Here is a 24461-nt window from a genome sequence, read left to right on the forward strand (position 1 = left end):
TGAAGCTCGCTCAGTTCGCCGGGCCGACGCCGCCGATCTTGTACTGCACGTACGACGAATCGCGCAGCTCGCGCAGCCAGTCGGCATACGCCTGCTCGGCCTTGCGCTGGCCAATCGCCTGACGCGCGATGTCCATCTGCTGCTGCACCGAGCCTTCCGCTTCGCGGCGGCTCAGCACCTGGATCAGGTGGTAACCGTATTCGGTACGGATCGGCTGGCTGATCTGGCCGTCCTGCAGGTTGTTCATCGCGCGCTCGAATTCCGGCACGGTCTCGCCCGGGCTGATCCAGCCGAGATCGCCACCTTGCGACGCCGAACCGTCCTGCGAGTAGGTGCGCGCGAACTTCGCGAAATCGCCGCCGGCCTCGACCTGGTTGCGGATGTCGGCCAGTTGCTGGCGCGCCTGGCCTTCCGACTTGCCTTCACCCACGCGCAGCAGGATGTGACGCACGTGCGTCTGGACGATCTTCGGTGCTGCGGCGCTCGCGCCCTGGCTCTGGCGACGATCGACGAGACGCACGATCTCGAAGCCGTCCGGCACGCGGATCAGCGTCGGGTTGACCTGGCCCGGGCGCAGCTTCGATGCGGCGTCGACCACCTCGGCCGGCAGCGCGCTCGGTGCCTTGAAGCCGAGGTCACCGCCCTTCTTCGCGTCGTTCGCTTCCGAATTGTTCTTCGCGAGTTTCTCGAAATCGGCACCCGACTTCGCCTGCTGCAGCAACGCGTCGGCCTTCTTCTGCGCGGCTTCGATGTCGGCCTGCGGCGCGTTGGTCGGTGCCTTGATGAAGATGTGCTGGAAGCGCAGGTCCTGCTGCTGCGACGCGCTCGGCCCGCGCTGGCTCGCGATGTAGTTCGCGACCTCGGCGTCCGACACGGTGATCTTGCCGTCGACTTCGCGCTCGCGAAGCTTCGACAGCATCAGTTCGGTGCGCGCGTCGCTCGTGAAGATGCTCCAGGGCACGCCTTGCGCCTCGAGACGCGAGCGGTACTGGTCGAGCGTCATGCCGTTCGCCTGCGCGAGACGCTGCAGCGTGGACTGCACGGTCGCGTCGTCGATGCGGATCCCGTCGTCCTTGGCCTTCTGCACCTGGATACGCTCGAGCACCATCTGGTTCAGCACTTGCGCGCGCAACTGGTCGTCCGGCGGCACGGGTGCGTTCTGCTGCTGCAGCCGGCGTGCGATCAGGCCGGCGCGCTGGTCGAGTTCGCGGCCCGTGATCACGTCGTTGTTGACGACCGCGACGACTTCGTCGGCGAGCTTCGCACCTTGCGAACCGAGCGCCTGTGCCGCGGCCGGCGCGGCGGCGAGCAGCGCGGAGGCCGCAGCGAGGCTGGACACGACTGCCGCGAAACGAAGGGTTTTCTTCATTGCCACTGGAACTCCATTGAAATCGTGCTGACCGGTGCAGACAAGCCGGCGTTACTCGTAGTTGCTGAAGCGGGACATCGGCGGCGGCGGCGGCGGCAGCGGCGTGTAGCCCGGCACCCCGGCACGGAACGCGGACACGAGGCCGTTGTCGACCGTCGACAGGCCCTTGAGCGTCAGCTGCATCATGAATCGCGTCGCCGAGTTCTGCTGTCCCGACGAATTGATGCCGTTCGCAGCCCGCTGCAGCCCGACCCCGAGCGCCCAGCAATCCGCGTCGTATTGTAAGCCGACCAGACCGTCGACCACGCGATCTCCGGCGAGGTCGTAATTGAAGCGGCCAATCGCATACAGGCGGCGCGTGAGCGGCCATTGCGCGGACACCAGGAACTGGTTGATCGGCTGGTTGTCGAGCGTCGTGTTCGAGCGCGTATAGCGGTAGCCGACGTTGATCACGCGGCGCTCGCCCGGGCTGTAGCCGAAACCGACGCTCGACTTCACGAGCTGGTTGTTGTTCTGGTTGTACTGGAACGCCGTCTCCGACATGAAGCCCGAGCCGAGCTTCAGCGCGGCGCCCACGATCAGGTCCGAGTGGCGCGCCAGCACGGCGCTCTGCCCGGAATTCAGCGTGACGCGCTGATCGGCGAAGTAGTACTGCTGCGCGATCACGAAACGCGCGCGCTCGTCGCCGGTACGCGGATCGATGAAGCGCGATGTCAGGCCGGCCGTGATCCGGTTCGCATCGGCGATCCGGTCGTTGCCGACGAACGTGTTCGGCTGGTAGATCTCCGCGAGGCCGAAGTCCGACTCCGCGGTGTCGAACAGCGGTGCGTTCGACTGGTCGCGATACGGCGTGTACACGTAGTACAGGCGCGGCTCGAGGGTCTGGATGAAGTCCTGGCCGAACAGGCGCACCGAACGGTCGAAGATCAGCCCCGAATCGAAGCTCACGGTCGGAATCGACTCGGTGAAGCGCTTCGGGTTGTTCGGCGTGCTCGACGACAGGTAGTTCAGGTCGTACGACGCAAAGTGGTACTGGACCTTCGGCACGGCGAAGTAGCCGGGGCCGTATACGCCGTACGAGATGTACGGGTTGAAGACGATCCGGTCACCCTGGGTCGCATCGGCCGTCGTGATGCGGAACCGCGAATAGTCGGCTTCCGCGCCGAAGTCGAAGCCGCCGACGTTGTACTTCGTGTACTTCACGTTCAACTGCGGCTCGCGGCTGTAAGGCGCGATCGACGGCGGCAGCGTCTGCCAGTGCTGGTAGCGCGCGAGCACCGACCACGGGCCGTTGTTGTACGTGAGACCGGCCTCCTGCTGGTACAACGTCTGCGTCCCGTTGATGAACTGGTTCATCGAACCCAGTTGTTCGGGATAGGTGTTGTCCGAGACCTTGTTGTAATAGACGTAGCCGCCGAAGCCGCCGCCGAAGTTCTGCTGGTGCTGCCAGTAGATCGCGTAGCGGTTGCGGTGCTCGAGCCGGTCACTCGGCAGGTAATTCGCCGTAAACGTGCCCGAGTACGTCGGCGACAGGTAGCGGAACGTCCCCTCCATCATCACGCCGCGCCGCGAGATGATGCGCGGCGTGAGCGTCAGGTCGCGGTTCGGCGCGATGTTGAAGTAGTACGGCAGCGTCAGCTCGAAGCCGTTGCTCGAGTTCACCGCGAACGTCGGCGGCAGCAGGCCGCTGCGCCGCTCACCCGACAGCGGGAACGTCATCCACGGGCTCGCGAAGATCGGCACGCCCTGGAAGAACAGCACGCCGTTGCGCGCGGTGCCTTCGTCGGCGCCCGTATCGAAGTCGAAGCGGCTGCCCTTGATGTACCACGCGGGGTTCGTCGAGCACTGGCACGCGGTGTAGGTGCCGTTGACGAACACCGAGCGCTCGTTGTCGACCATGTCGACACGTTCCGCGCTGCCCGAGCCGCCCGTCATGTTGAAGTGATACTTCGGCGCCGTCATGAAGCCCTGGTTCGCCTCGATCTTCAGGTGCGCCTCGGGGCCCACGAACGACGTGCCGGAATTGTTGATCCTGACCTGGCCGTATGCATCGGCCATGTCGGTATCCTGATCGTAGTGGATCGCGTCGGCCTTCACGACGGCGTCACCGCGTCGCAGCTCGGCCGAACCCTTCGCGGCGAGATCCTGCTCGGCCGTGCCGCTCGTGTGGTCGGCGATCACGAAGGCGGCCGGCTTCGCGCCGTCCTTCAGCGGACGATCCTCGAGCTGGGGCGCGAGACGCAGATCCCACGGCGAGTCGAGCGGCTGCGGCTGCGCGGCCGCGCCCGACAGCTGCGCGTACGACACGGCCGGCACGAGGCCGGGCACGGCCAGGAGCGCGAGCGCGAGCCGCCGTTTGCGCGGCGCCCCGTCACCGGGGAAAACATTCGGGAATAGCGGTTTGGGCGGCATCTATCGTTTGGCGAATCGCCCCTTGTCAACCGCGCCGTCGCGGCACATTCGCGCGCGGCGGGCCGCACCGTCGCACCGCGACTGCGGCTGAGCGCAAACCGGGGAGGCGATCGGGTGACGGCGCGACAGGCGGCGGGCCTGCACGGCGGAAAGCTGACGCGGGGCGCGTCAAAAAAGTCGTGGGGTATTATATGGCAAGACGTTCCCCCCTCCTCCGAGTTTCATGACGCCCCCATCCGCCGCATCCCAGCCCGACGCCCGCCTCGAAGCGCTCACCGCGTGGCTGCACCCGCTCGCCGAGCGCTATGCGCTCGATCTGTCGACCCTCGCGCCCGCATCGTCGGACGCCAGTTTCCGCCGCTATTTCCGTGTCGCATCGGCCACGAGCGCCGGCGGCACGCTGATCGCCGTCGACGCGCCGCCGCCCGAGAAGTGCCGTGAATTCGTCCAGGTCGCGCAGCTGCTCGCCGCGGCCGGCGACCACGTGCCGGACGTGCTGGCCCACGATTTCGACGCGGGCTTCATGCTCGTGACCGATCTCGGCCACACGTCGTACATCTCGGTGCTCGATCCGGCGGACCCGGCCGCCGCAAAGCCGCTGATGCGCGCGGCGCTCGACGCGCTGATCCGCTTCCAGCTCACGTCGAAGCCCGACGTGCTGCCGCCGTTCGACGAGGCATTCCTGCGCCGCGAGATGGAGCTGATGCCCGAATGGTTCGTCGGCCGCCACCTCGGCAAGCCCGTCACCGACGCGATGCGCGGCACGCTCGACCGCACCTTCGCGCTTCTGGTCGCCAGCGCGCACGCGCAGCCGCAGGGCTTCATGCTGCGCGATTTCATGCCGCGCAACCTGATGGTCTGTGAGCCGAACCCGGGCATCCTCGATTTCCAGGACGCCGTCTACGGGCCGCTGACGTACGACGTCGTGTCGCTGCTGCGCGACGCCTTCATCAGTTGGGACGAGGAGTTCGAGCTCGACTGCTTCGCGTACTACTGGGAAAAGGCAAAAAAGGCCGGCCTGCCGGTCGACCCCGATTTCGGCGAGTTCTACCGCCAGCTCGAATGGATGGGGCTGCAGCGCCATATCAAGGTGCTCGGCCTGTTCGCGCGCATCAATTACCGCGACGGCAAGCCGCACTACCTGAACGACCTGCCGCGCTTCATCTCGTATGCGCGCAAGGTCGCGCTGCGCTACCGCCCGCTCGTGCCGTTCGCGAAGCTGCTCGACGAACTCGAAGGCAGCGCGCCGGCCGACGTGGGCTACACGTTCTGATCGTTCCGACTCTCCTGACACCCGGCCGAACATGAGCAACACCCTGACCACGGCGATGATCTTCGCCGCCGGGCGCGGCGAACGGATGCGCCCGCTCACCGACACCCGCCCGAAGCCGCTGCTCGAAGCGGGCGGCAAGCCGCTGATCGTGTGGCAGATCGAGGCGCTTGCGCGCGCGGGCATCGAGACGATCGTGATCAACCACGCGTGGCTCGGCGAACAGATCGAGGCCGCGCTCGGCGACGGTTCGCGCTGGGACGTGCGGCTCGCGTATTCGGCCGAGGGCGAAGCGCTGGAAACCGCGGGCGGTATCGCGCAGGCGCTGCCGCTGCTCGAGCGAAACGGGCAGCCGGCCGTGTTCGCGGCCGTCAGCGGCGACGTGTACTGCGCGTACGACTACCGGACGCTCGCGCCGCGCGCCGCCCGGATGGCCACGCTCGAAGCACCTGCGATGCATCTCGTGATGGTGCCTAATCCGCCGTTCCACCCGGCCGGCGACTTCGCGCTCGACAGCGACGGCCGCCTTGCGCTCGACGGCGCCGCGCGCTTCACGTTCGGCAACATCGGCCTGTACGACACGCGGATGTTCAGCGATCTCGCGCCGGGAACGCGGCGCGCGCTGACACCGTACTATCGCGCCGCAATCGAAGCCGGCCACGCGAGCGGCGAACTGTATGAAGGAATCTGGGAGAACGTCGGCACGCCCGCGCAGCTGGGCGAGCTGGATGCGCGGCTGCGCGCCGCCGAATGACCGGCTGACGGGCCGTCGGGGTGATTGATCACCTGGCCGGTTAGCTGAATGGCCGGCTAGTTGGCTGGCCGGCGAACCGGCCGGGTTGGCTTGGCTGATCGCTTGACTGATCAACAGGTCCCACGCCTGCCGGACCATCATGCCGGCCCGGCTCCCGCCCATCCGGCACGCCCCTTCCCGCTGCACGCCCCTCGCGCGCAGCCCCGCCGCTCACGCGGCCTCGGCCTCTTCCCCGCCCGCCGCCGCGCGCTGCTGCTGCAGCGCCCACATCTGCGCATACAACCCGCCGGCGCGCACGAGTTCATCGTGCGTACCACGCTCGACGATCCGCCCGTGGTCCATCACGAGGATCTGCTGCGCATGCACGACCGTCGACAGCCGGTGCGCGATCACGAGCGTCGTGCGATGCCGCGCGATCTGGTCGAGCTCGTGCTGGATCGCTCGCTCCGAGCGCGAATCGAGCGCCGACGTCGCCTCGTCGAACAACAGCACCGGCGGATCCTTCAACAGCGTGCGCGCGATCGCGACGCGCTGCTTCTCGCCGCCCGACAGCTTCAGCCCGCGCTCGCCGACCGGCGTGTCATACCCCTTCGGCAAGCTTTCGATGAAATCGTGGATGTGCGCGGCGCGCGCGGCCGCGATCACCTCGTCGCGGGTCGCGGCCGGCCGGCCGTACGCGATGTTGTAGTAGATCGAGTCGTTGAACAGCACGGTGTCCTGCGGCACGATCCCGATCGACGCGCGCAGCGAGTCCTGCTTGACGTCGCGGATGTCCTGGCCGTCGATCCGGATCGCACCACCCGCCTGCCGGTCGAGGTCGTAGAAGCGGAACAGCAGCCGCGACAGCGTCGATTTCCCGGAGCCGCTGTGGCCGACCACCGCGGTCGTCGTGCCCGCGTCGATCGCGAACGACACGTCGTGCAGGATCGGCCGCTCCGGCTCGTACGCGAAATTCACGTGCTCGAAGCGCACCTGCGCGCCGGCGACCGCGAGCGGCCGCGCATCGGGCAGGTCGGCCACTTCCTTCGCGGCCGACAGCAGCCCGAACATCCGGTCCATGTCGGTGAGGCTCTGCTTCAGCTCGCGATAGACGACACCGAGAAAGTTCAGCGGAATGTACAGCTGCAGCATGAACGTGTTGATCAGCACCAGATCGCCGAGCGTCAGCTTGCCGGCGAGCACGCCCTGCGTTGCGCGCCACAGGATGAACACGAGCCCCGTGCCGATGATCGCCTGCTGGCCGAAGTTCAGCACCGACAGCGAATTCTGCGAACGGATCGCGGCCTTCCGGTAGCGCTTCAGGTTCTCGTCGTAGCGCTGCGCTTCCCATTCCTCGTTGCCGAAATACTTGACCGTCTCGTAGTTGATCAGCGAATCGATCGCCCGCGAGTTCGCGCGCGAATCGAGTTCGTTCATCGTGCGGCGAAAATGCGTGCGCCAGTTGGTGACCTTCACCGTGAACACGATGTACGTGACCAGCGCCGCGAACGTCACGTACGCGTAATAGGCCTCGTACTTGACCACGAAGAAGCCGAGCACGAGCCCGACCTCGACGAGCGTCGGCAGGATGCTGTACAGCGAATACGAAATCAGCTGCTGGATGCCGCGCGTGCCGCGCTCGATGTCACGCGACATGCCGCCCGTCTGGCGCTCCAGGTGAAACCGCAGCGACAGCCCGTGCAGGTGCCGGAACACCTGCAGCGCGAGCTGGCGCACCGCGCTCTCCGTAACCTTCGAGAACAGGATCTCGCGCAGCTCGGTGAACAGCGAAGTAGACAGCCGCACGAACGCATACGCGACGACCAGCAGCCCCACGCCGCCCGCGAGCACGATGCCGGCCGACTGCTCGGCGCGGCCGAGCGCGGTGATCTGCTGGACGTAGGACAGGTGGTCGACGATGCGCTTCATCACGACCGGTACACCGAGGTTCGCGACTTTCGCGCCGATCAGGCAGACGAGCGCGAGCGCGACGCGCCATTTGTAGGTGGTCAGGTACGGCAGCAACGACCGGATGGTCTGCCAGTCGTTGCGGGGCCCGGTCGAAGCCGGCGCGGGCTCGCCGGAAGCAGGAAATCGGCGCATGGGGGGAAGGATCGGCGGCGGTGCCGGACGCGTGTATCGGCGGCCGGCTCGCTCACTTTCTCGTACAATTTGCGAACGTTGTATTGTCGCAGAAGCCGCTTCGCGCCGCTGCCGGCGCCCTCGCCGGCCGGGCTGCGCGCGGCGGTGTATTTATTACAGGATGAAAGCCCCCGCCATGACCGATTCGACCCTCGAACTCCCGCAAAAGCAGCCCGCGCTGCGCGTCGTCCCGCAACCGCACGACGCGAACGTCCACGGCGACGTGTTCGGCGGCTGGATCATGTCGCAGGTCGACATCGCCGGCTCGATCCCCGCGAGCCAGCGCGCAAACGGCCGCGTCGCGACGGTCGCGGTCAACTCGTTCATATTCAAGCAGCCGGTGTTCGTCGGCGATCTGCTGAGCTTCTACGCGACCATCACGCGCACCGGCAACACGTCGATCACGGTCGACGTCGAGGTGTACGCGCAGCGCATGCGCCTGATGGGTGAAGTCGTGAAGGTCACCGAAGCGACGCTCACCTACGTCGCGACCGGCACCGACCGCAAGCCGCGGCAACTGCCGCCGCTCTGACGGGCGAGCGCCGCCCGACGGCGCCCTCCGCCTGCCTGCGGCCCGTCACGTCAGTGCGTGGCCGTCAGCCCGAACTCCCGCATCGCGGGCAGGAAATCGTGGTTCAGCTTCGGCTTTCGCGACAGCTTCACCAGCACGTAGCGCTGGAACGGCGCGAGCCGCTGCCACTGTGCGAGCTCGGGCGCCATCAGCCCGGCCAGTGCGCTCTGCTGCACGAGCGACTCCGGCACGATGTCGGTGGAGCGCCAGGTCGGCCGCTCGTCCGGCTGGAACCACGATGGTTCCAGATCCGCGTGCGTGCGCAGCATTTCGAACAGCGCGTGATCGAAGTTGGGCTCGATCGCGGTGTCGTCGTCGGCCGGAAAGCGCGCGAGCAGCTTGCGGTCCTCGAGCGGCAGCAACTGCCACTGCTCCAGCGAAATCCGCAGACCGAAACGGTCGAGATTGAAACGCACGATCATCGGGATGTACGTGAAGTTTTCCGACGAATCGTGTTCGAAGGCGAATAGCAGTGGAGCGTCGCTGAGTCCCATGATCGTTACCTGATGTGGCGGATACCGGCGCGGCCGGCTTGCCTGAGGTATTTTAGAACCTCTGCGCGCGGGCGGCGGACACGATTGCCGCCGCCCGCGCGCCGAATCAACGGGAGTGCTCGTGAATCCGACCGAATCCGGTGAAATGCGCGACGAACCGCGCGGCGCGATCGAACTGTCCGTGCGCCGCACGCGCAACGGCGCCGTCGAAACCGCACACGACTACGTGGGCCAGGAATGGCCCGTCGCGCTCGTCTTCAACGGCATCTCGCACGCGGTGATGATGTGTACGCCGTGCGACCTCGAAGCGTTCGCGGTCGGGTTCGCGATCTCGGAAGGGATCGTCGCGCGCGGCAGCGACATCAAGGACATCGAGGTGATCCTGCACGCCGACGCACCGCTGCCGCATGCGGAAGTCCACCTGGAGGTCGTCCAGCAGGCATTCGCCGCGCTGAAGGACCGGCGCCGCGCGCTCGCCGGGCGCACCGGCTGCGGCGTCTGCGGGATCGAAAGCATCGACCTGCTCGACCTCGCGCCCGAGCGCGTGCCCGATACAGGCTTTCTCGCGCGCCTCGCCCCCGACGCGCTGACGCGCGCGGCGCAGGCGCTGCCGGCCCACCAGGCGCTCACGCGGCTCACGGGCGGCCTGCATGCGGCCGCGTGGTGCGACGCAACAGGTGCGATCCGGATGGCGTTCGAGGACGTCGGCCGCCACAACGCGCTCGACAAGCTGATCGGCTCGCTCGTGCTGTCGCGCGCCGACGCGACCGACGGCTTCGTGTTCCTGTCGAGCCGCGCGAGCTACGAGCTCGTGCGCAAGGCCGCACGGGTCGGCATCCCGCTGGTGGCAACGATCTCCGCGCCGTCGTCGCTCGCGATCGAGATCGCGAAAGCGGCCGGCTTGCGGCTCGTCAGCTTCTGCCGCGAAACCGGCCACGTCGATTACGGCACCGCCTGATCGCGATCGCGGGCGCGCGCCGGCGGTCGATCGCCGGCGCGGCCTGCTCCGTCAGTCGAACTGACGGAAATCCGGCTTGCGCTTCTCGAAGAATGCCGTCATCGCCTCGCGCGCTTCCGGTGCGCGCAGCATCGCGGCGAAGTGGCCCGCTTCCTCGGCCATCCGCGCCTGCGTCGCCACGCCGCCCGTATCCTTCAACAGCGCCTTCGTCACACGCAGCGATGCCGCCGGCAGCGCCGCGAGCTTCGCCGCCTGCTTCGCCGCGAACGCGTCGAGCTCGGCCGCCGGCAGCACGCGGTTGACGATGCCGATCCGGTGCGCCTCCAGCGCGTCGAACGCCTCGCCGAGCAGCAGCTTCTCGGCTGCGACCTGATGGCCGGCCAGACGCGGCAGCAGCACGCTCGACGCGGCTTCCGGGCACAGCCCGAGCTGCGTGAACGGCAGCGAGAACGTCGCGGTATCGGCCGCGTACACGAGATCGCAATGCAGCAGCATCGTCACGCCGACGCCGATCGCCAGGCCCGGCACCGCGGCCACGATCGGCTTGCTCGCGCTGCTGATCCGCGCAAGAAACTGGAACACCGGCGCGGTGTCGTCCTTCGGCGGCGACTTCAGGAAATCCTCGAGATCGTTCCCCGAGGTGAAGTTGCCGTCGCCACCGCGCAGCAGGATCACGCGAATCGCCTTGTCTTCCTGGGCTTCGGCGAGTGCGTCGGCCATCGTCTGGTACATCGCCGCCGTCAGCGCGTTCTTCTTCGCCGGGCGCGCGATCGTGATCGTCATCACGCCATCGGCGCGTTCCACTTGAATTTCGGCCACAACCGTCTCCTTTGACTTTCCTCTATCGGAATGAAAAAACGGTGCGCGAGCTCGTGGCCCGCGCACCGTCGTCGCTCTTGTCGCGCTCCGCTTACAGGCGTTCGATGATGCCCGCGGCGCCCATGCCGGTGCCGACGCACATCGTGACCATCCCGTACTTCAGGTTGCGGCGGCGCAGGCCGTGCACGACGGTCGCCGCGCGGATCGCGCCGGTCGCGCCGAGCGGGTGGCCGAGTGCGATCGCGCCGCCCATCGGGTTGACCTTCGACGGGTCGAGGCCGAGATCGCGCATCACCGCCAGCGATTGCGCGGCGAACGCTTCGTTCAGCTCGATCCAGTCGAGATCGTCCTGCTTCAGGCCGGCGGCCTTCAGCGCGGCCGGAATCGCTTCCTTCGGACCGATGCCCATGATTTCCGGCGGCACGCCACGCACCGCGAAGCTCACGAAGCGCGCAAGCGGCGTCAGGTTGAATTCCTTGAGCACCTTCTCCGACACGACGAGCAGCGCGCCCGCGCCGTCCGACGTCTGCGAGCTGTTGCCGGCCGTGACCGAGCCCTTGTTCGCGAACACCGTGCGCAGCTTCGCGAGGCCCTCGATCGACGTATCCGCACGCGGACCTTCGTCGAGCGCGATCTCGCGCGTCTTCACGTCGACTTCACCCGTCGCGAGGTTCGGGAAACGCTCGGTGAGCGTGTACGCGGCGATCTCGTCGTTGAACTCGCCGGCCTGCTGCGCGGCAAGCGCCTTGCGGTGCGACTCGACCGAGAACGCGTCCTGGTCTTCGCGGCTCACCTTCCACTGCTCGGCGACGCGCTCGGCCGTCAGGCCCATCCCGTACGCGATGCCGAAGTCTTCATTGCGATCGAAGATGTGCGGCGACATCGACGGCTTGTTGCCCATCATCGGCACCATGCTCATCGATTCGCAGCCGCCCGCGAAGATCGCGTCCGATTCGCCGACGCGGATGCGGTCGGCCGCCATTGCCAGCGCCGTGATGCCCGACGCGCAGAAGCGGTTGACCGTCACGCCGCCGACCGTCTGCGGCAGGCCCGCGAGCAGCGCGCCCATCCGCGCGACGTTCAGGCCCTGCTCGGCTTCCGGAATCGCACAGCCGATGATCGCGTCTTCGATCAGCTTCGTGTCGAAGCCGGGCACCTGCGCAACCGCCGACTTGATCGCGTGGACCAGCAGCTCGTCCGGGCGCGTGTTCTTGAAGACACCGCGCGGGGCCTTGCCGATCGGCGTGCGGCTGGCGGCGACGATGTATGCGTCTTGCAATTGTTTGCTCATTTGAGACTCCTTGCCTTATCCGCTCGCTCAGTTACGCACCGGCTTGCCGGTCTGCAACATGCCCATGATCCGTTCCTGCGTCTTCTGCGTGCCGAGCAGCTCGACGAACGCACGGCGCTCCAGCGCGAGCAGCCACTGCTCGTCGACGAGGCTGCCGGCTTCGACGTCGCCGCCGCACACGGCTTCGGCGATACGGCTCGCGATCAGGTAGTCGTGGTCGCTGATGAAGCGGCCGTCACGCATGTTGACGAGCGATGCCTTGATCGTCGCGATCGCCGAACGGCCTGCGACCGGCACATCCTTCGCGCGCAGCGGTGCGCGGTAGCCGGTGGCGGCCAGCGCGCGCGCTTCCTTCTTCGCGGTGTCGAGCAGTTCGAACACGTTGAAGATGATCGTGTCGGACGGCTTCACGTAGCCCATCGCACGGGCATCGTGCGCGGACGCCGAGACCTTCGCCATCGCCGCGTTCTCGAACGACTTCGTGACGAACTTCAGGATGTCGGTGGTCGCGTTCGCGGCCGTGGCGGCATCCGCTGCGCGCAGCGCCGCTTCCTTCAGGCCGCCGCCCGCCGGCACGAGGCCGACGCCCACTTCGACGAGACCGATGTAGCTCTCGACGTGCACGACGCGCTTCGCGCTGTGCAGCATCAGCTCGCACCCGCCGCCGAGCGCGATGCCCGACACGGCTGCGACGACCGGCACGTTCGCGTACTTCACGCGCAGCATGCCTTCCTGGAACTTCTTCACGAACGGCTCGATACCCTTCGCGCCGCCCATCATGAACGCGGGCATCGCCTCTTCGAGGTTCGCGCCGGCCGAGAACGGGCCGCCCGGCGTGCCGAGCTTCAGCGACGTCGGCTGCCAGATCACCACGCCCTTGTAGTCCTTCTCCGCGAGTTCGATCGCCTGCACGAGGCCGTCGATCACGCTCGGTCCGATCGTGTTCATCTTCGACTTGAACGACACGATCACGACGTCGTCTTCACCCGCACGGTCGTCGACCCAGGCACGCACCGCGTCGGTTTCGAACAGCGTCTTGCCGTACGTCTTCGGATCGGCGCCGGCTTCGCCGAGCAGCGGCGCGCGGAATACCTGCTTGTCGTAGACCGCGAGGTCCGAACGCGGCACGAAGCGCTGCGCTGCCGGCGCCCACGAGCCTTCGGCCGTGTGCACGCCGCCCTTCTCGGCGACTGCGCCTTCGAGCACCCACGACGGCAGCGGCACGTTCGCGAGCGCCTTGCCGGCCGCGATGTCTTCCTGCACCCACTCGGCGACCTGCTTCCAGCCGGCAGCCTGCCAGCCTTCGAACGGGCCTTCGTTCCAGCCGAAGCCCCAGCGGATCGCGAGGTCGACGTCGCGCGCGTTGTCGGCGATCGATTCGAGATGCACGCCGATGTAGTGGAACACGTCGCGGAAGATCGACCACAGGAACTGCGCGTGCGGATGGTCCGTTTCACGCAGCAGCTTCAGGCGTTCTGCCGGCGGACGCTTCAGGATGCGGCCGACGGTTTCGTCCGCCTTCGCGCCCGAATCCACGTAGGTGCCCGTCTTCGCGTCGAGCACCTTGATCGCCTTGCCTTCCTTCTTGTAGAAACCGCCGCCCGTCTTCTGGCCGAGCGCACCCTGCTTCACCAGTTCGGCGAGCACGGCAGGCGTCTGGTAGACCGGGAAGAACGGATCGTCGGCGAGGTTGTCCTGCATCGTCTTGATCACGTGCGCCATCGTGTCGAGGCCGACCACGTCTGCGGTGCGGAACGTTGCCGACTTCGCGCGGCCGAGGCGGCTGCCCGTCAGGTCGTCGACTTCGTCGAAACGCAGGCCGAACTTCGCGGCCTCGGTGATCACGGCCAGGATCGAGAAGATGCCGACGCGGTTCGCGATGAAGTTCGGCGTGTCCTTCGCGCGCACGACGCCCTTGCCGACGATGCTCGTCAGGAAGGTTTCGAGCTGGTCGAGGATCTCCGGACGCGTATGCGCGGTCGGGATCAGTTCGACGAGGTGCATGTAGCGCGGCGGGTTGAAGAAGTGCACGCCGCAGAAGCGCGACTTCAGCTCATCCGAGAAACCTTCGGACAGCTTCGTGATCGACAGGCCCGACGTGTTGGTCGCGAAGATCGCGTTCGGCGCGATGTGCGGCGCGACCTTCTTGTACAGGTCGTGCTTCCAGTCCATCCGCTCGGCGATCGCTTCGATCACGACGTCGCACTCGGCGAGCTTCGCGATGTCGTCTTCGTAGTTCGCTGCTTCGAGGTACTTCGCGTCGTCCTTCACGCCGAACGGCGCGGGCGACAGCTTCTTCAGGTTCTCGATCGCCTTCAGCGCGATCGCGTTTTTCGGGCCTTCCTTGGCCGGCAGGTCGAACAGCAGCACCGGCACGCGCGCGTTGATGAGGTGCGCGGCGATCTGCGCGCCCATCACGCCGGCGCCCAGCACGGCGACCTTGCGAATCAGGAAATTGCTCACGGGATGTCTCCGGATAGTGTCGTGCAGCGCGGGAGGTGTGGGCTGCACGGCGAAGTGAGTACCAGGAACCGTTGCGTTCGGGCGGCGCGCATCGCGCCCCGCCCGGAATCGCGTCAGAACAGCGATTCGTCGACTTCCATCATCGTCTTCGAACCGGCGCGTGCGGCGCGGATCGTCGACGCCGTCTCGGGCAGCAGGCGCGCGAAGTAGAAGCGTGCCGTCGCGAGCTTCGACTTGTAGAACGGATCGCCCGACGCTTCCTTGTCGAGTGCGAGGCGCGCCATGCGCGCCCAGAAGTACGAGAACACCAGGTGGCCGACGGTACGCAGGTACGGCACGGCGGCAGCGCCGACTTCGTCCGGGTTCTGCATCGCCTTCATGCCGATTTCCATCGTCAGCTTCTGCACCTTGTCGCCGATGTCGGCGAGCGGGTTGATGAACTCGGCCATTTCCGGCTTCACGCCTTCGGCTTCCGCGAATTCCGTGACGAGCTTGCCGAACTTCTTCAGCTTCGCGCCCATGTCGCCGAGCACCTTGCGGCCCAGCAGGTCGAGCGACTGGATCGAGTTCGTGCCTTCGTAGATCATGTTGATCCTCGCGTCGCGCACGTACTGCTCCATGCCCCACTCGGAGATGAAGCCGTGGCCGCCGTAGATCTGCATCGCGTGGTTGGTCGACTCGAACGCGTTGTCGGTCAGGAACGCCTTGATGATCGGCGTGAGCAGCGCGACGAGATCGGCTGCTTCCTTGCGCACCGCTTCGTCACCGTGCGACAGTTCCTTGTCGATCTGCAGCGCGGACCAGTACGTGAACGCGCGCGCGCCTTCGGCGTAGGCCTTCTGCGTGAGCAGCATGCGGCGCACGTCCGGGTGCACGATGATCGGGTCGGCCGGCTTGTCCGGTGCCTTCGGGCCCGTCAGCGAGCGCATCTGCAGGCGCTCCTTCGCATACGTGAGCGAGTTCTGGTACGCGACTTCCGTGAGGCCGAGGCCCTGCATGCCGACGCCGAGGCGCGCGGCATTCATCATCACGAACATTGCGTTCAAGCCCTTGTTCGGCTCGCCGACCAGCCAGCCCTTCGCGCCGTCGAGGTTCATCACGCACGTCGAGTTGCCGTGGATGCCCATCTTGTGCTCGATCGAGCCGCACTTGATGCCGTTGCGCTCGCCCGGCTCGCCCGCTGCGTCGGGGATGAACTTCGGCACGATGAACAGCGAGATCCCCTTGGTGCCCTGCGGCGCGTCCGGCAGGCGCGCGAGCACGAGGTGGACGATGTTCTTCGACATGTCGTGCTCGCCGCTCGAGATGAAGATCTTCGTGCCGCTGATCGAGTACGAGCCGTCGCCGTTGGGTTCGGCCTTGGTGCGCAGGATGCCGAGGTCGGTGCCGCAGTGCGGCTCGGTCAGGCACATCGTGCCCGTCCATTCGCCCGACACGAGCTTCGGCAGGTAGCGCTGCTGCAGTTCCGGCGCGCCGTGCGCGTGCAGGCACTCGTAGGCGCCGTGCGACAGGCCCGGATACATCGTCCATGCCTGGTTCGCCGAGTTCAGCATTTCGTAGAGCGCGTTGTTCACGAACGCGGGCAGGCCCTGGCCGCCGTAGTCCGGATCGCAGCCGAGTGCCGGCCAGCCGGCCTCGACGTATTGCTGATAGGCTTCCTTGAAGCCGGTCGGGGTCTTCACGACGCCGTCGCCTTCATACGTGCAGCCTTCGCGGTCGCCGACCTGGTTCAGCGGGAACAGTACCTCGGAGCAGAACTTGCCCGCTTCCTCGAGGACCTGGTTGATCGTGTCGGCGTCGAGGTCCGCATGCTTGGGCATTTGCTTGACTTCGGCTTCGACGTTCAGAAGCTCGTGCAACACGAATTGCATGTCGCGCAGCGGCGCGGCGTACTGTCCCATGACTCTCTCCAAAGGTGGGCAAAACGGCTCGAGCTCCTGGCGGGCGGGTCACGCTCCGCTAACGGCTCTCGCTCTGATACGAAACAATCGTCTTTTCCAGCGCGGCCCACGTGAGGCGCACGGCGTCCGGCGAATGCAGGAAGCGTGCGTCGTGATGCAGGCCGAGCGTGAAGCTGTACAACTCGAAGAGCATCAGCTCCGGATCCGTATCCGCACGCAGATGGCCTTCTTCCTTCGCCTGCGAAATGGCACGCAGCATCGCGGCACGCCAGGCCGTCACGCTTGCGATCAACTGCTCGCGCACGGGGCTGTCAGGCCGGTCGTCGTACTCGACGGCACCGCTGATGTAGATGCATCCGGTCGTCACCTCCTGGATGCGCTTCTCCGTCCAGCGGGCCAGCATCGCCCGAAGGCGCGGCAAGCCTCGCGGCTCGCGCAGGCTCGGAAAGAACACCTCGTTTTCGAAACGATGGTGATACTCGCGGACGACCTCGACCTGCAGGTCTTCACGCGATCCGAAGTGCGCGAACACACCGCTCTTGCTCATCTGCATGCGCTCGGCCAGCAGGCCGATCGTCAGCCCCTCCAGCCCGTCCCGGCTGGCGAGGTCCAAAGCAGCTTCAAGTATCGCGGCACGCGTCTGTTCGCCTTTTCGCATAGCTATTTCTGTAACCGTTCGGGGGTTCGAATAAAATCGAACGGCCGTACTATTATTGAGTGCGGCCGCTCGCGAAACAAGGAAATTATTAGAAACCGGTGTCTAACCGAGCCGCTATTTTGCGCGATTCCGGCGGGACCGGAGCGGCTTTTCCGCACGAACGTGCGGACAGATTTTTGAAGCGAACGCTTAGTCTTCGTCAGTCGTAACCGCCGACCGTCAGCGCCTTCATCACGACGCGATACGCCGTATAGGCGAGCCAGTTCAGCATGCGCTCGATGCGCGGGCGCGCGGCGAACCGGGCGGGGTCGATTTCCCGGCCGTCGGCGAACGCGGCCGCGATCGCGTCGCGCAGTTCGTTCGTGACAGCATCGTAGCGCACCAGCACGACATTCGCCTCATTGTTCAACATCAGGCTCAGCGCGTCCAGGTTCGATGAGCCGACCGTCGCCCAGTTGTCGTCGATCACGGCCACCTTGCCGTGCAGCATCGTCCTGTCGTACTCGGCCACGCGCACGCCCGCGCGCAGCAGCGCGTGATAGAGGAACGGCACGGCCGTGTCGAGCGCCGCGAATTCCTTGCGGCCGATCAGGATCCGCACGTCGACGCCGCGTCGCGCGGCGCCCGTCAGCGCACGGCGCAGCTTGCGCCCCGGCATGAAATACGGATTGGCGAGCAGGATCCGCTGGCGCGCCTGGCCGATCGCCGCGAGATACGCCTTCTCGATCGCGCGGCGGTTCACGACGTTGTCGCGCGCGACGAACGCGACGCTCGGCTCCGTCACGACCCGCAGCGCGCCGGCCTTGACCCACCGGTGGCTGCGCATCCAGCGCCGGAACATGTCGGGGAACGCTTCGCCGCCGTGCAGCCCGGCCGCGTATTGCGCATACGGCTTGTGGCCGAACATGATGCGGTGCCACTGCAGTTCGAACGCGGCGCGCACGTCGGACACAGCAGGCCCGGCCATCTCGACCGCGAAATCCCAGCGCGGAAACGGCAGCGTCGTGCCGCCCTGCGCGTAGTCGTCGATGATGTTGATGCCGCCGCAGAACGCGACCGCGTGATCGATCACCGCGAGCTTGCGATGCGTGCGCGAGAAGCCGAAGCGGCCGAACAGGAAACGGTTGTAGATGCAGTGCTCGACGCCGGCCGCCACCCACGTGTCGAACAACGGCAGGCGTGCGGTGCCGATGCCGTCGGTGATCACGCGCACGCGCACGCCGCGCTGTGCCGCGCGGATCAGCGCGTCCGACACCGGCCGGCCGGCCGCGTCGTCGCAGAAGATGTAGGTTTCGAGCATCACCTGCTCGCGGGCGGCATCGATCCGCTCGATCAATGCCTGGAAGAATGCGCCGCCACCCTCGCACAGCCGCACGGTGTTGCCCGACGTGAAGGCGAGCCGCGACGCGGAACCGCGTTCCTGCAGGAACATCTGCCGCAATTGCGCGAAGCGCTTGCGGGCTTCCGCCGTCATGCGGACGAGCCGTGCGGCGCGCGCGACAGTGCCACGCGGGCGGGCAGTTGCAGGATCGCCTCGGCGTTCGACGGCGAGAAGCAACGTGCGGCCGCCTCGCGGAACGGCAGCCACGCATGGTCGACATGCTCGCGCGGCGACAGCGTCACGTCGACGCGATGCGGCACGCACAGGCCGAACCAGTGCTCGACGTTGCGCGTGACACCCGGTGCATAGCGGTGCAGGTATTGCGGATAGATCGTGTATTCGATCCGGTGGCGCCAGTCGACGAGCGCACTGGCGGGCACGTCCGGCGTGCCGGTCGCGATGCCGGTTTCCTCGGCCACTTCGCGCGCGGCGGTGACCGCGAGCGGCTCGTCGAGCGCGTCCTTCGAGCCGGTCACCGATTGCCAGAAATCGGGCTGGTCGGCACGCTTGATCACGAGCACATCGAGGTCGGGCGTGTAGATCACGACAAGAACGGATTCGGGGATTTTCGGCGGCTTCGTCATCTTTGTTTCATGCAGCACGGGGCCGCGCGCCGGGCAAGTGCTCCGAACGGGCGGCAAGTGCTGCGACTGTACCGCAAAAAATGAAAAAGGCGCATCGCTGCGCCTTTTTCATGTGCGGCGTGTGTGCGCGCGAACGCACACACGACCGGGTACGAAGTGCGTTACGCCTTCGGCTGTTCCGGCTGACGCAGACGGATGTGCAGTTCGCGCAGCTGACGCTCGTCGACCGGGCTCGGTGCTTGCGTGAGCAGATCCTGCGCACGCTGCGTCTTCGGGAACGCGATCACGTCGCGGATCGAATCGGCACCGGCCATCATCGTGACGATGCGGTCGAGGCCGAAGGCGATACCACCGTGCGGCGGCGCGCCGTACTGCAGTGCGTCCAGCAGGAAGCCGAACTTCAGCTGCGCTTCTTCCGCACCGATCTTCAGCGCGCGGAACACCTTGCTCTGCACTTCCTCGCGGTGAATACGCACCGAGCCGCCACCGATTTCCCAGCCGTTCAGCACCATGTCGTAGGCCTTCGCGAGGCAACGGCCCGGATCCGTCTCGAGGTACTCGAGGTGCTCGTCCTTCGGGCTCGTGAACGGGTGGTGCGCCGCGACGTAGCGCGCGTCTTCGTCGTCGTATTCGAACATCGGGAAGTCGACGACCCACAGCGGCTTCCAGCCGGCATGGACGAGGCCGTTCGCCTTGCCGAATTCCGAATGGCCGATCTTCAGGCGCAGTGCGCCGAGGCTGTCGTTGACGACCTTCGCGCGGTCGGCCGCGAAGAAGATGATGTCGCCGTCTTCCGCGCCGGTGCGCTCGAGGATCGCCGCGATCGATGCGTCGTGCAGGTTCTTGACGATCGGGCTCTGCAGGCCGTCACGGCCCTTCGCCTTCTCGTTGACCTTGATCCAGGCGAGACCCTTCGCGCCGTAGATGCGCACGAATTCGGTGTAGCCGTCGATATCGCCACGCGACAGCTCGCTGCCCTTCGGCACGCGCAGTGCCGCGACACGGCCGTCCTTCGCGTTGGCCGGCGTGCTGAACACCTTGAAGTCGACGTCCTTCATCGCGTCGGTCAGCTCGGTGAATTCGAGCTGCACGCGCAGGTCCGGCTTGTCCGAACCGAAACGCGCCATCGCTTCCGAGTACGGCATCACCGGGAAGGTCGCGTCGAGTTCGACGTCGATCGTCGTCTTGAAGATGTGACGGATCATGTCTTCGAACAGGTCACGGATTTCCTGCTCGCCGAGGAACGACGTTTCGCAGTCGATCTGCGTGAATTCCGGCTGACGGTCGGCACGGAGGTCTTCGTCGCGGAAGCACTTGGTGATCTGGTAGTAACGGTCGAAGTTCGCGACCATCAGCAGCTGCTTGAACAGCTGCGGCGACTGCGGCAGCGCGAAGAACTGGCCCGCGTTCGTACGCGACGGCACGAGGTAGTCGCGCGCGCCTTCCGGCGTGCTCTTCGTCAGCATCGGCGTTTCGATGTCGATGAAACCCTGCTCGTCGAGGTACTTGCGCGCTTCGATCGCGACGCGGTAGCGCAGGCGCAGGTTGTGCTGCATCTGCGGACGGCGCAGGTCGAGCACGCGGTGCGTGAGGCGCGTCGTTTCCGACAGGTTGTCGTCGTCGAGCTGGAACGGCGGCGTGACCGATGCGTTCAGCACGTTCAGTTCGTGGCACAGCACTTCGATCTTGCCGCTCTTCAGGCCGGCGTTGACCGTGCCTTCCGGACGGTTGCGCACGAGGCCCTTGATCTGCACGCAGAACTCGTTGCGCACGCCTTCGGCGGTCGCGAACATTTCCGCGCGATCCGGGTCGCACACCACCTGCACGAGGCCTTCACGATCGCGCAGGTCGATGAAGATCACACCGCCGTGATCGCGGCGGCGCTGCACCCAGCCGCACAGCGACACGGTTTGGCCCAGCAGGTGTTCGGTCACGAGACCGCAGTATTCAGTACGCATCGACATGATGTTTGCTTTCGTTCGGTTTGATCAACGGGCGCCGCAACGCGCGGCCCGGGCGATGATTCTTTACTTACAGCGGCGGCTCGACGGGGCGGCGTGCAGGCGCCGGAGCCGGCGCCGGGGGCGCCACCACGCCCATCGAGACGATGTACTTGAGCGCGGCATCGACCGACATGTCGAGTTCGATGACTTCGCTCTTCGGCAGCATCAGGAAGAAGCCCGACGTCGGGTTCGGCGTCGTCGGGATATAGACGCTCACGTATTCTTCCGTCAGATGATTGAGCACGTCGCCGCCCGGCGTGCCGGTCAGAAACGCGATCGTATACGAGCCGCGACGCGGGTATTCGATCAGCAGCGCCTTGCGGAACGCGTTGCCGCTGCTCGACAGCAGCGTGTCCGACACCTGCTTGACGCTCGTGTAGATCGGCCCGACGACAGGGATGTGACGCACCACGGCGTTCCACCACGTGACGAGCTTCTGGCCGATGAAGTTCCGCGTGGCCAGCCCGACGACGAAGATGAACGCGAGCGTCAGCACCGCGCCGATCCCCGGCAGGTGGAAGCCGAGCATCCGCTCGGGCTGCCACGATTCGGGCAGCAGGAGCAGCGTCTGGTCCATCGTGCCGATGATGAGGCCGAGCACCCACAGCGTGATCGCGAGCGGGACGAGAACCAGCAGGCCGGTCAGAAACACCGATTTCAGGGTCGTCTTTTTCATCATCTGCCGTCAATGAACCGCGCCGGCGGCGCGGGTTGGTCGCAGCCCGGCCGGGCTGCGACGGTCAACTGCTGGCGGCGGGCGCTGCAGCCGGGGCGGGCGCGGCGCTCGTCGTCGTGCTTTCGGAACTGCTCGCTGCAGCCGGCGTAGCCGCAGCGGGCGCGGCTTCCGTCGCTGCGGCCGGGGCTGCGTCGCCCGACGCCGTCGCCGGCGCGCTGGTGCCGCCCGAACCGCCACGGAAATCGGTGACATACCAACCCGAACCCTTCAACTGGAAGCCCGCGGCAGTGACCTGCTTGCGAAACGCATCCTTCCCGCATTCCGGGCACTGCGACAGCGGCGCGTCGCTCATCTTCTGGAGCACGTCCTTCGCGAAACCACACGCTTCGCATCGATAGGCGTAGATCGGCATGATATTTTTCCCGCGGAAACTGGAAACAGCTTGCAAAACCTTGAATTATAGCCGAAACCCTGCCGCGCTCCGGCAATGGCCGCGACACCCGCGCATCAGCGGCGGCGCCACGTGAGCCAGCGCTCGTGCCCTTCGAACACGGGCAGCGAATCGGTCACGGGCAAATCCTCGATCAATTCGAAGTGCGGCGTGAGCAGCGCATCGAGTTCGGCACGCTCGATTCCGAACGGCGGCCCCTTCGGTTTCGCCATCAGGAAGAAATAGCCGGCCAGCAATCCGTCCACCGGCAGCAGCTCGGCCATGCGCGCCGCATAGCCGGCACGCATGGCCGGCGGCAGCGCGCACAGGAACGCGCGCTCGTACACCCACTGCACGTCGAACGGCGGCCGGTACGTAAAGAAATCGGCCTGCTCGACGACGCCCGCATGCGCGCCGAGCTGCGCCTTCGCGGCAGCCACCGCCTGTGCGGCGAAGTCGATCGCACGCACGGGCCAGCCGGCTTCGGCCAGCCACCCGGCTTCCTGCGCACTGCCGCAGCCGGGAATCAGCACCGCGCACGGCTCGAGCCGGTGCGCGAACACGCTGAAACCATCGGGCACGCCACCGAATTCCCACGGCGTCACGCCACGCTCGAAACGCTCGTCCCAGAACGAAGCGTTACCGGGATCGCGCGTCGCGAAATCGGCGGCGGCCGGTGTGACGGGTTGCTTCGGATCGGACATCGCCCTGCTCCTTTCGGTCATGTGCCGTAGGCGAGCGCGAGCAGCACGCGCGCAACGAGCGCGCCGACGCCGACGGCAAGGCCGAAGATCAGCAGCGCCTGCAGCAGCCGGTTCGTCCGCTTCTGCTCGACGAGAACCTGACGCATCAGTTCCTCGCTCGCCGCGCGCGGCGCGTCATGGCGCGCCGCCATCGCGTGGTGGATCAGGCGCGGCAGTTGCGGCAGCGTCTTGCTCCACTGCGGCGCCTCGACCTTGAAGCGTTCGTACCAGCCGCGCAGGCCGATCTGCTCGGTCATCCAGCGTTCGAGGTACGGCTTCGCGGTCTTCCACAGGTCGAGCTCGGGGTCGAGCGAACGGCCGAGCCCCTCGACGTTCAGCATCGTCTTCTGCAGCAGCACGAGCTGCGGCTGGATCTCGACGTTGAAGCGGCGTGACGTCGAGAACAGGCGCATCAACACCTGGCCGAGCGAGATGTCCTTCAGCGCGCGGTCGAAATACGGCTCGCACACTGCGCGAATCGCGCTTTCGAGCTCCTCGACGCGCGTTTCCGGCGGCACCCAGCCCGATTCGAGGTGGAGCGTCGCGACGCGGTGATAGTCGCGCTTGAAGAACGCGAGGAAGTTCTGCGCGAGGTAGTTCTTGTCGAAATCGGACAGCGCGCCGACGATCCCGAAGTCGAGCGCGACGTAGCGGCCGAACGTGTTCGGATCGAGGCTCACCTGGATGTTGCCCGGGTGCATGTCCGCATGGAAGAAGCCGTCGCGGAACACCTGCGTGAAGAAGATCTCGACGCCTTCGCGTGCAAGCTTCTTGATGTCGACGCCGGCCGAACGCAGCGTCTCGACCTGGCTGATCGGCACGCCGGTCATGCGCTCCATCACGAGCACCTGCGACGTCGAGAAATCCCAGAACATCTCGGGCACGAGCAGCAGGTCGAGACCCGCGAAATTGCGGCGCAGCTGGCTGCCGTTGGCGGCCTCGCGCATCAGGTCGAGTTCGTCGTGCAGGTACTTGTCGAATTCGGCGACGACCTCGCGCGGCTTCAGGCGCCGGCCGTCGGCCCACATGCGCTCTGTCCAGATCGCGATATCGCGCATCAGCGCGAGGTCGGAATCGATCACGGACAGCATGTTCGGGCGCAGCACCTTGACGGCGACGGACTTGCCCGCGTGCTGGCCCTGCTTGAGCTTCGCGAAATGCACCTGCGCGATCGACGCGCTCGCAATCGGCTCGCGCTCGAATTCGTCGAACAGCTCGTCGACCGGCGCACCGAGCGACTTCTCGATGATCCCGATCGCGACCGCCGAATCAAACGGCGGCACCTGGTCCTGCAGTTTCGCGAGTTCGTTCGCGAAATCGACCGACAGCAGGTCGCGGCGCGTCGACAGCACCTGGCCGAACTTCACGAAGATCGGGCCGAGGCTTTCGAGCGCGTGACGCAGCCGCACGGCAGGCGGATCGGAATAGCGGCGGCCGATCGTCGTGATCCGCAACAGCAGCTTCACGCGCCGGTCGTCGATCCGGGACAGCATCACTTCGTCGAGACCAAAGCGGATGACGGTGTAGACAATCTTGATGAAACGGAAAATGCGCATGCCCTGC

20 protein-coding genes are annotated in these 24461 nt (G+C 66.4%); 4 read left to right on the forward strand and 16 right to left on the reverse strand.

What is annotated here, in order from left to right:
• Positions 1 to 10 precede the first annotated feature (10 nt).
• Together BCO18175_RS29040 and BCO18175_RS29045 are read right to left on the reverse strand one after the other, a co-directional pair.
• The gene (locus BCO18175_RS29040; RefSeq protein WP_174986110.1) at positions 11 to 1369 is read right to left on the reverse strand and encodes a peptidylprolyl isomerase; all 1359 of its coding nucleotides are present in this window, start codon (positions 1367 to 1369) and stop codon (positions 11 to 13) included.
• Positions 1370 to 1420: 51 nt separating this feature from the next.
• A complete protein-coding gene (locus tag BCO18175_RS29045) occupies positions 1421 to 3781 on the reverse strand; it encodes an LPS-assembly protein LptD (protein ID WP_174986112.1) in 2361 nt (786 codons plus the stop codon).
• Between the two features lie 223 nt (positions 3782 to 4004).
• Here BCO18175_RS29045 and BCO18175_RS29050 point away from each other — a divergent pair, with 223 nt between their 5' ends.
• On the forward strand, positions 4005 to 5054 hold the full coding sequence (locus tag BCO18175_RS29050) for an aminoglycoside phosphotransferase family protein (protein WP_174986114.1): 1050 nt from the start codon (positions 4005 to 4007) through the stop codon (positions 5052 to 5054).
• A gap of 31 nt (positions 5055 to 5085) precedes the next feature.
• Entirely contained in the window at positions 5086 to 5805 is a 720-nt protein-coding gene (gene murU, locus BCO18175_RS29055; RefSeq protein ID WP_174986116.1) for an N-acetylmuramate alpha-1-phosphate uridylyltransferase MurU, read from the forward strand.
• A gap of 210 nt (positions 5806 to 6015) precedes the next feature.
• Here the strand turns inward: murU and BCO18175_RS29060 are convergent, their stop codons facing one another.
• Entirely contained in the window at positions 6016 to 7887 is a 1872-nt protein-coding gene (locus BCO18175_RS29060) for an ABCB family ABC transporter ATP-binding protein/permease (protein ID WP_174986118.1), read from the reverse strand.
• Positions 7888 to 8062: 175 nt separating this feature from the next.
• On the opposite strand from BCO18175_RS29060, the gene BCO18175_RS29065 reads away from it, so the two are divergent.
• Positions 8063 to 8458, forward strand: a complete 396-nt coding sequence (locus BCO18175_RS29065) for an acyl-CoA thioesterase (protein ID WP_174915394.1) — start codon at positions 8063 to 8065, stop codon at positions 8456 to 8458.
• Between the two features lie 50 nt (positions 8459 to 8508).
• Here BCO18175_RS29065 and BCO18175_RS29070 read toward each other — a convergent pair whose 3' ends face one another.
• Complete coding sequence (locus tag BCO18175_RS29070; protein WP_174915395.1) at positions 8509 to 8991, reverse strand: nitrate reductase associated protein; 483 nt, start codon at positions 8989 to 8991, stop codon at positions 8509 to 8511.
• 115 nt (positions 8992 to 9106) lie between these two features.
• On the opposite strand from BCO18175_RS29070, the gene fdhD reads away from it, so the two are divergent.
• On the forward strand, positions 9107 to 9949 hold the full coding sequence (fdhD, locus tag BCO18175_RS29075; protein ID WP_438820515.1) for a formate dehydrogenase accessory sulfurtransferase FdhD: 843 nt from the start codon (positions 9107 to 9109) through the stop codon (positions 9947 to 9949).
• Positions 9950 to 10000: 51 nt separating this feature from the next.
• Here fdhD and BCO18175_RS29080 read toward each other — a convergent pair whose 3' ends face one another.
• From BCO18175_RS29080 to ubiB, 12 genes are all read right to left on the reverse strand, one after another.
• The gene (locus BCO18175_RS29080) at positions 10001 to 10768 is read right to left on the reverse strand and encodes an enoyl-CoA hydratase (RefSeq protein ID WP_174973297.1); all 768 of its coding nucleotides are present in this window, start codon (positions 10766 to 10768) and stop codon (positions 10001 to 10003) included.
• Between the two features lie 91 nt (positions 10769 to 10859).
• Positions 10860 to 12059 carry an acetyl-CoA C-acyltransferase gene (locus BCO18175_RS29085; protein WP_085042369.1) on the reverse strand — a complete coding sequence of 400 codons (1200 nt, stop codon included), beginning with the start codon at positions 12057 to 12059 and terminating at the stop codon, positions 10860 to 10862.
• A gap of 27 nt (positions 12060 to 12086) precedes the next feature.
• On the reverse strand, positions 12087 to 14522 hold the full coding sequence (locus tag BCO18175_RS29090; RefSeq protein ID WP_174915398.1) for a 3-hydroxyacyl-CoA dehydrogenase/enoyl-CoA hydratase family protein: 2436 nt from the start codon (positions 14520 to 14522) through the stop codon (positions 12087 to 12089).
• A gap of 113 nt (positions 14523 to 14635) precedes the next feature.
• Positions 14636 to 16423, reverse strand: coding sequence for an acyl-CoA dehydrogenase C-terminal domain-containing protein (locus BCO18175_RS29095; RefSeq protein WP_174973295.1), 1788 nt, complete (start codon positions 16421 to 16423; stop codon positions 14636 to 14638).
• A 58-nt stretch (positions 16424 to 16481) separates the two neighbouring features.
• Positions 16482 to 17081: a TetR/AcrR family transcriptional regulator gene (locus tag BCO18175_RS29100; RefSeq protein WP_069257558.1), complete on the reverse strand. Its 600-nt coding sequence runs from the start codon at positions 17079 to 17081 to the stop codon at positions 16482 to 16484.
• A gap of 199 nt (positions 17082 to 17280) precedes the next feature.
• Positions 17281 to 18555: a cardiolipin synthase ClsB gene (gene clsB / locus BCO18175_RS29105; protein WP_174986122.1), complete on the reverse strand. Its 1275-nt coding sequence runs from the start codon at positions 18553 to 18555 to the stop codon at positions 17281 to 17283.
• Positions 18552 to 19046, reverse strand: coding sequence for a dihydroneopterin triphosphate diphosphatase (nudB, locus tag BCO18175_RS29110; RefSeq protein ID WP_174986124.1), 495 nt, complete (start codon positions 19044 to 19046; stop codon positions 18552 to 18554). Before nudB ends, clsB begins: the two co-directional genes overlap by 4 nt.
• 161 nt (positions 19047 to 19207) lie before the next feature.
• Positions 19208 to 21010 carry an aspartate--tRNA ligase gene (gene aspS / locus BCO18175_RS29115; RefSeq protein ID WP_011353156.1) on the reverse strand — a complete coding sequence of 601 codons (1803 nt, stop codon included), beginning with the start codon at positions 21008 to 21010 and terminating at the stop codon, positions 19208 to 19210.
• 67 nt (positions 21011 to 21077) lie between these two features.
• Complete coding sequence (locus BCO18175_RS29120; protein ID WP_011353157.1) at positions 21078 to 21728, reverse strand: DUF502 domain-containing protein; 651 nt, start codon at positions 21726 to 21728, stop codon at positions 21078 to 21080.
• Between the two features lie 61 nt (positions 21729 to 21789).
• The gene (locus BCO18175_RS29125; protein ID WP_174986126.1) at positions 21790 to 22137 is read right to left on the reverse strand and encodes an FmdB family zinc ribbon protein; all 348 of its coding nucleotides are present in this window, start codon (positions 22135 to 22137) and stop codon (positions 21790 to 21792) included.
• Positions 22138 to 22232: 95 nt separating this feature from the next.
• Complete coding sequence (locus BCO18175_RS29130) at positions 22233 to 22859, reverse strand: SAM-dependent methyltransferase (RefSeq protein WP_174986128.1); 627 nt, start codon at positions 22857 to 22859, stop codon at positions 22233 to 22235.
• A 17-nt stretch (positions 22860 to 22876) separates the two neighbouring features.
• On the reverse strand, positions 22877 to 24454 hold the full coding sequence (ubiB, locus tag BCO18175_RS29135) for a ubiquinone biosynthesis regulatory protein kinase UbiB (protein ID WP_174915404.1): 1578 nt from the start codon (positions 24452 to 24454) through the stop codon (positions 22877 to 22879).
• Positions 24455 to 24461: the final 7 nt, after the last annotated feature.

The sequence above is a fragment of the Burkholderia lata genome (genome assembly GCF_902499335.1).
Lineage (GTDB): Bacteria > Pseudomonadota > Gammaproteobacteria > Burkholderiales > Burkholderiaceae > Burkholderia > Burkholderia lata_B.